Raw genomic sequence first — 8,786 nt, 5'->3', positions numbered from 1 at the left:
GTCTAAATATCTGAAATTAGATACTTAGACTTTTTTTCTTGTACCCAGACCCGGGGTCGAACCGGGATGGATGTTACTCCACTGGTGTTTGAGACCAGCGCGTCTACCGATTCCGCCATCTGGGCAAACTTATCAACAAGCACTCTTGTTCTTGATTGCGAGTGCAAAGGTAATGCTTTTTTCTGAAACTACAAAACTTACAACAAAAAACTAAAAAAAATATTTCACTAACACTATTTAGGAAGCTTTTAGAAGCATTCTTTCAAAAAAAGGCTAACTTAGCGGTGAGTTTATAATACTACTACAATCATGGGCAACAGCAATTATTACTGCATCATCATGGCAGGCGGAATGGGACGCCGCTTCTGGCCGTACAGCCGCAAATCGCTTCCCAAGCAATTTATTGATTTCTTTGGAAGCGGCCAGACCTTATTACAACAGACTTATGAAAGATACAGACGAATCATTCCCCCTGAAAACATTTTTATCACAACACATTGTAGCTATAAAGAGCTGGTCATGGAACAGCTCCCTGAAATCAGGGAAGAACAGCTGGTCATTGAAGAAGAACAACGCAATACAGCACCAGCCATTGCCTATGCCTCACATATTATTCAGAAAATTAATCCGAATGCCTGTACCGTCGTTGCTCCTTCCGATCATCTGATCCTGAAAACGGAAAACTTTGAAAGAGCCATTCTTCATGGTTTGGAGTTTGCTTCCAAGTCAGATAAACTGATTACAATAGGAATCAAGCCAACACGTCCGGAAACCGGATACGGCTATATTCAGATTGACGAAGAAAAAGAAGAAGACTTTTATAAAGTAAAGACATTCATTGAGAAACCAGCCTTAGAGTTTGCCGAGATCTTTGTACAGAGTAATGAATTTTATTGGAACTCGGGTATATTTATCTGGCACGTCAATACCATATTAAAGGCTTTCCATGACATGATGTCTGAAGTTTGTCCACATGTAGAATGTGACACTCCCGACTTTTCTGCCTGCCCCAATATTTCCATAGATTACAGTATTATGGAAAAAGCAGACAACGTATATGTACAACTATGTGATTTCGGGTGGGCAGATCTGGGAACCTGGGAGGCTTTATATGATGCTTCCCCAAAAGACTCAAACCAGAATGTAATCATTAACAGCAATACGCTACTTTATAATTGCAAGAATAATATCATCATGCTGCCTGAAGATAAACTTGCTGTCATACAGGATCTGGAAGGATATCTGATTGCAGCCCGTGGAAACGCATTACTGATCTGCAAGAAGGATGATCAGAATGCTATTCGCAAATTCGTAAATGATGCCGAAATGAAATTCGGAGAGAAGTACTCCTGACGGAGCACTTCTCTTCTTCATCTATTCAGATATCAATATTCAAAAGTTATCCCCAATGTGGGAAGCAGAGTTCCGCTCTCCTGCCGGACAGACTTCATAACATAGCGTTGTTCGGCAGCCGGAGCTTCAGGATTAGCAATCTCGCCCATACTCATCAGGACATCCGGCTGACGCAACTTGCTACCTGTCACATTCTGAATGTCCAGATAGAACCCCAGCATACATTTTTTCAGATAGAAAGTTTTATCCACTCTTACATCCAGTTGCCCGAAAGCCGGCAAGCGTTCCGTATTATAACGGCTATAATCATAATAAGCCTTTCCCTGTGCATTCCAGGCTTCGACTAAAGATGATTTGTCCTCATCGTATGGAGTATATGGAGATCCTCCGATACAACAAACTTTCATGCCGACACTCCATTGACGAGGCAGATTATATGTACCGCTGACATTTACGATAAAACGATTATCCCAGGCTGAAGGTATGTAACGGCCGGTAGTTCCATCCTGAAACTCTGACTTAAAAATCGTCACGGAAGAAGACAAATTCAGTTTCTGCTGTAACAGCCATTTGAACATAATCTCCACACCATAGGAACGGCCGTTTCCCGAAGATACCAGCCTCTCATTGCCAACAACTCCATAGTCATTTCCCTTACAGGCCAAAGGAATACCATCTGCCATAGAAACAGGCATCCGGTTATAATCTTTATAAAAGCCTTCCACAGACACTTCCATCCGGCTGTCCGGATTCCAGGCAATACCCAAACTTCCCTGAGATACAGACTGATAATCCAGATTGCGGTTCACCCATATACCTTCCCGGTCCTTAAAGCCAAGCGAAGTGTACGGAGGCAACTGATAATAAAGTCCCCAATGTCCGCTTATACTCCAATTTTTCAGCCACCGGTACGAAAGCGATAAACGGGGAGAGAGCTGCCTGAGCATATTCTTCATCCGTCCGCTATAATTATTACCGTTACTTCGTAATCCCAGAGAAGCACTGAAACGTTCATCTGAACTGGTATATCCTACCGAACCGAAAACACCCCAACGAAAAAGATTCAGCAAAGTGTGATAATTATAAACAGACAATGTATCTATTATAAAAATCTGCTGATAGGTATCATTCGTGTAATGAGTCTGATTCAACTCCACTCCGGCATTAACTTTCCAGGTGTTCCAGGTGGAAGTATTTTCCATACGGAGTTTGGTTTCCTGCTCTATGGAACGAAGCCGGAGAGTCAGATTGTCAGGTGAACTCTCATCATTGTCCCGGTATTTCAGATTCCGGTTATTCAGATAACTATGGCTAAGAGTTACAGACTGTACATGCGGCCCCGCATAATGCCGGTAGACACTTCCCAGTGTAAATGTCTCCTGCTGGATTTTAGGAAGATAACTTAATATATATTCAGCATCCTCGCCATCTATATCAAAATTCAGTTTCATCCGGTCTATACCTCCTAAACCAAGAACAGTCAACTCATTCCGGGCATCGAACCGGGTTTTCACCTTGAAAGATGCATCCGTATAAGCCGGCAGAAGAGGTAATCCCAGCACCTTGAACAGCATTTGCAGATAAGACTGACGAACAGAAACCAGATAGGAGGTCTTGTTTCCCAGATGTCCGTTGGAACTTAAAGCCACTTCAGAAGCTCCCAATGTAGCTTTCAAGGAATTACGCTCCATATCTCCGTCACGGAGACTGAAATCAAGTACAGAGCTCAAAGCATTTCCGCGATTTGCAGGAAAAGCCCCGCTATAAAACTTGACACTGCGTATCAAATCCGCATCAATCAGTCCCACCGGACCACCCGAAGCTCCCTGAGTACTGAAATGATTAATATTCGGGATCTCTACCCCATCCAAATAAAAACGGTTTTCGGAAGGGCCACCACCTCTGACGATCAAATCGTTCCGATATCCGATCGGAGAAAATGCCACCCCCGGATAATTCTGTACAACCCGAGAAATATCACGGTTTGCTCCCGGTGCTTTTTCTATTTCCTGCAGGCCGATAACCCTCAGACTTACGGGGCTCTCTGCTACGCGACGAAAAGGAGACGCTGTCACGGTGACTTCAGCCAGGGCAGCACTCTCCTCCTCCATTTCAATTTGAATGTGAGGCGTAATATGATTCACCCGATACTCGGACGTCAGAACCGTTTTATAACCCAATGCAGAAGCTTGCAGGCGATAGATTCCGGGAGGAAGCTTAGAAATGGTAAAATTCCCCTCTGCATCTGTAGAAGCACCTGTTCCCAACCCGACGACAAGTACATTGACAAACTCCAGAGGCTGACGGGTAGAACGGTCTATTACTGTCCCCTTCATCTGATAATTCTGTCCATATATCCCCGACAAGAAGAGCCAGAACAAACATAACACAACAACAATCCGCTGTTTCATAAATCAAGAAAAGACAAAAAGAAAGGCGTGCCGGCAATAATCCAGACACGCCTTCTGTGATGTATAACTTATGGAGAAAAAATTTATTTGTTTCCTTCAGTCCAGGCCTGAGCGATCGCCTGAGCTATTGCCGCAAATTCATCCGGCTCCAACTTCAATTTCGGATTGGAAAACAGCATATCCGACTCTTTCTGGATCGGAATCAAATGAATATGTGCATGAGGAACTTCCAGACCAATAACAGCCTGTCCTACTTTACGACACGGGAAAGCACGCTGAATGGCTTCAGCCACATGCTTAGCAAATACCTGCATCGCAGCCAGTTCTTCGTCAGACAAATCAAAGATATAATCTACCTCACGTTTGGGAACAACCAGCGTATGTCCTTTAACCAGAGGGTTAATATCAAGAAACGCATAAAAACGTTCATCCTCAGCCACTTTGTAGCTAGGAATCTCACCTGCAATGATTTTACTGAATATTGTTGCCATATTGTCTAAATATATAAAGAAAGGCAAGCCTACATGCGCAGACCTGCCCTTCAGTTAAAATGATATACCAGTTATTTCAAGGCTGATTTTTCCCTGAGGAATAGTGATTTCAGCAACATCACCTACTTTCTTGCCCAACAATCCCTGTGCAATCGGAGTAGTGACAGAAATCTTACCTTGTTTCAAGTTAGCTTCACTTTCTGATACGATAGTATAAGCCATCTTCATGCCAGTCTTGACATTCTTCAATTCCACACGGCTCAGAATCTGTACCGTATCAGCTTTCAGTTTCGATGTATCAATAATCTTGGCATCCCCGATGGTAGCCTTCAGCTGATTGATTTTCATTTCCAGAAGACCCTGAGCTTCTTTCGCAGCATCATATTCTGCATTCTCAGACAAGTCACCCTTATCACGTGCTTCAGCAATTGCTGCAACAACCTTCGGGCGTTCCACTGACTCCAGGTATCTTAACTCAGCTACCAGTTTCTGATAGCCTTCTTCTGACATATAAGCCATAAAATTTTTCCTCCTATTTTTTCGTTATTAATAAATTCACAATATAAGCCCTTTCCTTGTATCGGAAAGAAAACGGCATAAAAGAAAAAGAATTCCGACACACAACGGAGAGCGTCGGAACCCTTTTTTATTCACCTTTGCAAAGGTAATGCTTTTTATAATATCAGTCAAGCCTGCATCGTTGGTATTTTAGCATGTTTTCCAACATGTTATAATAAATTTTTAATTGCCTGTTCCAGGTCTGTCTTCTCGTCCACACGCAAGCTCAGTTCGTTGGAACGGTTCACCAGGAACATAGCAGGCAACCCTGTTACTCCATACAGGCTTAGATAAGTAGAATATACTCCTTGAGGATCGCGTACACAAATCCAGGGCAGATTGTCTGCCGAAGTCTTCCAGAAATGTTCATCTGCATCCAGCGATATCTGATAAACCTCCAGTCCCTGGGAAGCATAACGATTATACAACTCGCGAAGAGACAGATTACGTGCACCAGATGCGGTATTGTTATAAACCGTAAAGTCAATCACCACCACTTTTCCCTTGAGGTCTGTCAGACGACGGATGTTTCCCTGAATATCCGGCAAAGCAATATCGATGATAGATGCCTCGGTAATCTTGTCTTCCGGTATCTCAAGTACGTTCTCCTGACGGGGGGTACGGGTATTCTTCATACCTTTGATCACCATGTTGTAAAGATTGCGGGAACGGTCGGCATGCGGATAGAGATTGTTCAGACTGGTAGCAACCGCCGCAAAGCATTTCACATCATTCTTATCGCTCAGCGGATCAAAGATCATCATTCCATTCAATTGCTGGAACAAGGCAAAATAAGCATAAGTGCGGTTCGGAGCAGCAAAAATATACTGGCGCGAAACATTATCCTTATAGGCATCAACCAGATGAGTCAGACTGTCACGGATCACTCCCACGGGAAGTCCGGAACGACCCAGCTGATTCACCTTATCCTGCAACTCAGCCTGCAGCAATACCAGTTCCTGAATCTTAACATTATTCTCGGAGCCTTCTATACGATAACCTGTCGGAAAGTTGTCATATCCGGCATGCAGCTTCAGTACTTCAGTAGAATCAACTGAGAAATTAATCACCTTATCGTCTACACGCAGGCGATAAAACTCGGGAGAAGCAGGACGGGCTCCTGTAAAACGGAATGAACCATCTTCATCCAGCTTTACGGAATCAAGAGAAACAATTCCTTCCAGACCGGATTGCTCCAAATACAAGGTTTTGTCAGCAGCGCCTGACACCTCGCCTTCTATCTGAAAGACTGGTTCCTGCTGACAAGCCACCAAACTGCCTGCCAACAATGCCGTCAGAATATAAGCACTTTTCTTTTTCATTGTTAAACAATTCATTATTTGTCTATTTCATACATACATTCACATTTTCGGTGCAAAGATACGGCTTTTCACGAGTTCACAAAGTTTTTAAGCACAGATTACACAGATTTTTACAGAAGCAGCCGCCCTGCCCGTTTCAGGCCTTCCGGATTCCCAAATCTGTACAAGAAAAGATTTTTAGGCATTTATACGCAAGTTTTATCCGTTTTCTCCTCATTACTAAATTAAAATGCCTATCTTTGCATGTATTTTAAGAAGAAAATTACATTAAAAAATTTTTTATGATCAATCCTATTGTTAAGACGATCGAGTTGGGTGATGGAAGAACCATCACACTCGAAACGGGAAAGCTGGCAAAACAGGCAGATGGTGCTGTAATGCTACGCATGGGTAACACCATGTTGCTGGCTACTGTTTGTGCAGCAAAAGATGCAGTTCCCGGTACAGATTTTATGCCTCTTCAGGTAGAGTACAGAGAAAAATATTCCGCATTCGGACGTTTTCCCGGTGGCTTTACCAAACGCGAAGGTAAGGCTTCAGATTACGAAATTCTGACTTGCCGTCTGGTAGACCGTGCACTCCGCCCGCTCTTCCCGGACAACTATCACGCTGAAGTTTACGTAAATATCATCCTTTTCTCTGCTGACGGTGTTGACATGCCGGATGCATTGGCCGGACTGGCTGCTTCGGCTGCACTGGCTGTTTCAGACATTCCTTTCGGCGGACCGATTTCAGAAGTACGCGTTGCACGTATTGACGGACAATTCGTCATCAACCCGACTTTCGAGGCACTGGAACGTGCCGACATGGATATCATGGTTGCAGCAACGTATGAAAACATCATGATGGTGGAAGGTGAAATGAAAGAAGTTTCAGAACAAGACCTGCTGGCTGCCATGAAGTTTGCACACGAAGCCATCAAAGTTCACTGCAAAGCACAGATGGAACTGATGGAAGAAGTTGGAAAGACCGTTAAACGCGAATACTGCCACGAAGAAAACGACGAAGAACTTCGCAAAGCCGTTCACGATGCATGCTATGCAAAAGCTTATGCTATCGCTGAATCAGGAAACAAAAATAAACATGAAAGAGAAGATGCCTTCAACGCTATCTGTGATGAATTCAAGGCACAGTTTACTGAAGAAGAGCTCGAAGAAAAAGGCCCGATGATCGACCGCTACTACCACGATGTGGAAAAAGAAGCTATGCGCCGTTGCATTCTGGATGAAGGCAAACGTCTGGACGGACGTGCAACAACCGACATTCGTCCTATCTGGTGCGAAGTCAGCCCGCTGCCCGGTCCTCACGGATCTTCAATCTTCACCCGTGGTGAAACTCAGTCACTCAGTACAGTGACCCTGGGAACAAAACTGGATGAGAAGATCGTTGACGACGTACTCGACCAGCATAAGGAACGTTTCCTGCTGCACTACAACTTCCCGCCGTTCTCAACTGGTGAAGCTAAGGCACAGCGTGGTGTAGGCCGCCGCGAAATTGGTCACGGACACTTAGCATGGCGTGCACTGAAAGGACAGATTCCTGAAAATTATCCGTACTGCGTACGAGTTGTTTCAGATATCCTTGAATCAAATGGTTCTTCTTCAATGGCAACAGTATGTGCAGGCACACTGGCTCTGATGGACGCTGGTGTACCTATCAAGAAACCGGTTTCAGGTATCGCAATGGGATTGATCAAAAATGCCGGCGAAGATAAATATGCTGTATTGTCTGATATCCTGGGCGACGAAGACCACCTGGGAGATATGGACTTCAAGGTAACTGGAACTCGTGATGGTATCACTGCTACACAGATGGATATCAAATGCGACGGATTGACTTATGACATTCTGGAAAAAGCTCTGCTTCAGGCTAAGCAGGGACGTGAATACATTCTGGGTAAACTGACTGAATGTATTGCAGAACCGCGTGCTGACCTGAAACCGCATGCTCCGCGTATCGAAACCATGACTATTCCTAAAGAATTCATCGGTGCTGTAATCGGCCCGGGTGGAAAGATCATCCAGGGTATGCAGGAAGAAACCGGTGCAACAATCACTATTGAGGAAGTAGATGGTGTAGGACGCATCGAAATAGCAGGAACTAACAAGAAATGCATTGATGATGCTGTCCGCCTGATCAAAGGCATTGTAGCAGTTCCTGAAGTAGGAGAAGTTTACACTGGAAAAGTTCGTTCAATCATGCCATACGGAGCATTTGTTGAATTCCTGCCGGGCAAGGACGGACTGTTGCACATCTCCGAAATCGACTGGAAACGTCTTGAAACAATAGAAGAAGCCAACTTGAAAGAAGGTGATGAGATTGAAGTCAAACTGATGGATATCGATCCGAAAACCGGTAAATTCAAGTTGTCACACAAAGTTCTGCTGCCGAAACCGGAAGGTATGAACGAAAGTCAGCCGAGACGTGAAAGAAAGAAATAATTTCTTTTTCATAATAGCATACTGACAGCAGTAAACAATCTATTAAAGAGGCACCTCAGATTCAGAATGAGGTTGCCTCTTTTTTTATGCCCAATAAATTCCTCCTATAAGGAGATAAATCATCAGAAGGAAACCCATATCAGACGATTATTAAAAGTTCCTACAGACGAATAAAAACGGGTTAATAAGAGGTATGAAATAAAGTACTAT

6 protein-coding genes and 1 tRNA gene are annotated in these 8,786 nt (G+C 43.9%); 2 read left to right on the top strand and 5 right to left on the bottom strand.

Annotation, left to right across the window (positions count from 1 at the left end; all coding sequences use genetic code 11):
* Positions 1-41: 41 nt before the first annotated feature.
* Positions 42-125 (bottom strand) — tRNA-Leu (locus BACCOPRO_RS01590).
* Between the two features lie 184 nt (positions 126-309).
* On the opposite strand from BACCOPRO_RS01590, the gene BACCOPRO_RS01585 reads away from it, so the two are divergent.
* Positions 310-1,353, top strand: coding sequence for a mannose-1-phosphate guanylyltransferase (locus BACCOPRO_RS01585; RefSeq protein ID WP_008140266.1), 1,044 nt, complete (start codon positions 310-312; stop codon positions 1,351-1,353).
* 32 nt (positions 1,354-1,385) lie between these two features.
* On the opposite strand, the gene BACCOPRO_RS01580 is transcribed toward BACCOPRO_RS01585, so the two are convergent.
* The 4 genes from BACCOPRO_RS01580 to BACCOPRO_RS01565 all read right to left on the bottom strand — a co-directional run bounded on the left by BACCOPRO_RS01580 (position 1,386) and on the right by BACCOPRO_RS01565 (position 6,135).
* Positions 1,386-3,689: a TonB-dependent receptor gene (locus tag BACCOPRO_RS01580; RefSeq protein ID WP_373920399.1), complete on the bottom strand. Its 2,304-nt coding sequence runs from the start codon at positions 3,687-3,689 to the stop codon at positions 1,386-1,388.
* 158 nt (positions 3,690-3,847) lie between these two features.
* Positions 3,848-4,255: an HIT family protein gene (locus tag BACCOPRO_RS01575; RefSeq protein ID WP_008140262.1), complete on the bottom strand. Its 408-nt coding sequence runs from the start codon at positions 4,253-4,255 to the stop codon at positions 3,848-3,850.
* A 54-nt stretch (positions 4,256-4,309) separates the two neighbouring features.
* Positions 4,310-4,774, bottom strand: a complete 465-nt coding sequence (greA, locus tag BACCOPRO_RS01570) for a transcription elongation factor GreA (protein WP_008140261.1) — start codon at positions 4,772-4,774, stop codon at positions 4,310-4,312.
* Between the two features lie 209 nt (positions 4,775-4,983).
* Positions 4,984-6,135, bottom strand: a complete 1,152-nt coding sequence (locus BACCOPRO_RS01565; RefSeq protein ID WP_008140259.1) for a TlpA disulfide reductase family protein — start codon at positions 6,133-6,135, stop codon at positions 4,984-4,986.
* Positions 6,136-6,416: 281 nt separating this feature from the next.
* On the opposite strand from BACCOPRO_RS01565, the gene pnp reads away from it, so the two are divergent.
* A complete protein-coding gene (pnp, locus tag BACCOPRO_RS01560) occupies positions 6,417-8,576 on the top strand; it encodes a polyribonucleotide nucleotidyltransferase (protein ID WP_008140258.1) in 2,160 nt (719 codons plus the stop codon).
* Positions 8,577-8,786: the final 210 nt, after the last annotated feature.

It is taken from the genome of Phocaeicola coprophilus DSM 18228 = JCM 13818, from assembly GCF_000157915.1.
Taxonomy (GTDB): Bacteria; Bacteroidota; Bacteroidia; order Bacteroidales; family Bacteroidaceae; genus Phocaeicola; species Phocaeicola coprophilus.
This window is presented reverse-complemented; position numbering and strand designations above follow the sequence as displayed.

What these genes read in the sequence shown, in the direction of transcription:
- BACCOPRO_RS01585 (WP_008140266.1), top strand. Translation starts at nt 310, where the DNA reads ATGGGCAACAGCAATTATTACTGCATCATCATGGCAGGCGGAATGGGA.
- BACCOPRO_RS01580 (WP_373920399.1), bottom strand. Translation starts at nt 3,689, where the DNA reads ATGAAGGGGACAGTAATAGACCGTTCTACCCGTCAGCCTCTGGAGTTT.
- BACCOPRO_RS01575 (WP_008140262.1), bottom strand. Translation starts at nt 4,255, where the DNA reads ATGGCAACAATATTCAGTAAAATCATTGCAGGTGAGATTCCTAGCTAC.
- greA (WP_008140261.1), bottom strand. Translation starts at nt 4,774, where the DNA reads ATGGCTTATATGTCAGAAGAAGGCTATCAGAAACTGGTAGCTGAGTTA.
- BACCOPRO_RS01565 (WP_008140259.1), bottom strand. Translation starts at nt 6,135, where the DNA reads ATGAAAAAGAAAAGTGCTTATATTCTGACGGCATTGTTGGCAGGCAGT.
- pnp (WP_008140258.1), top strand. Translation starts at nt 6,417, where the DNA reads ATGATCAATCCTATTGTTAAGACGATCGAGTTGGGTGATGGAAGAACC.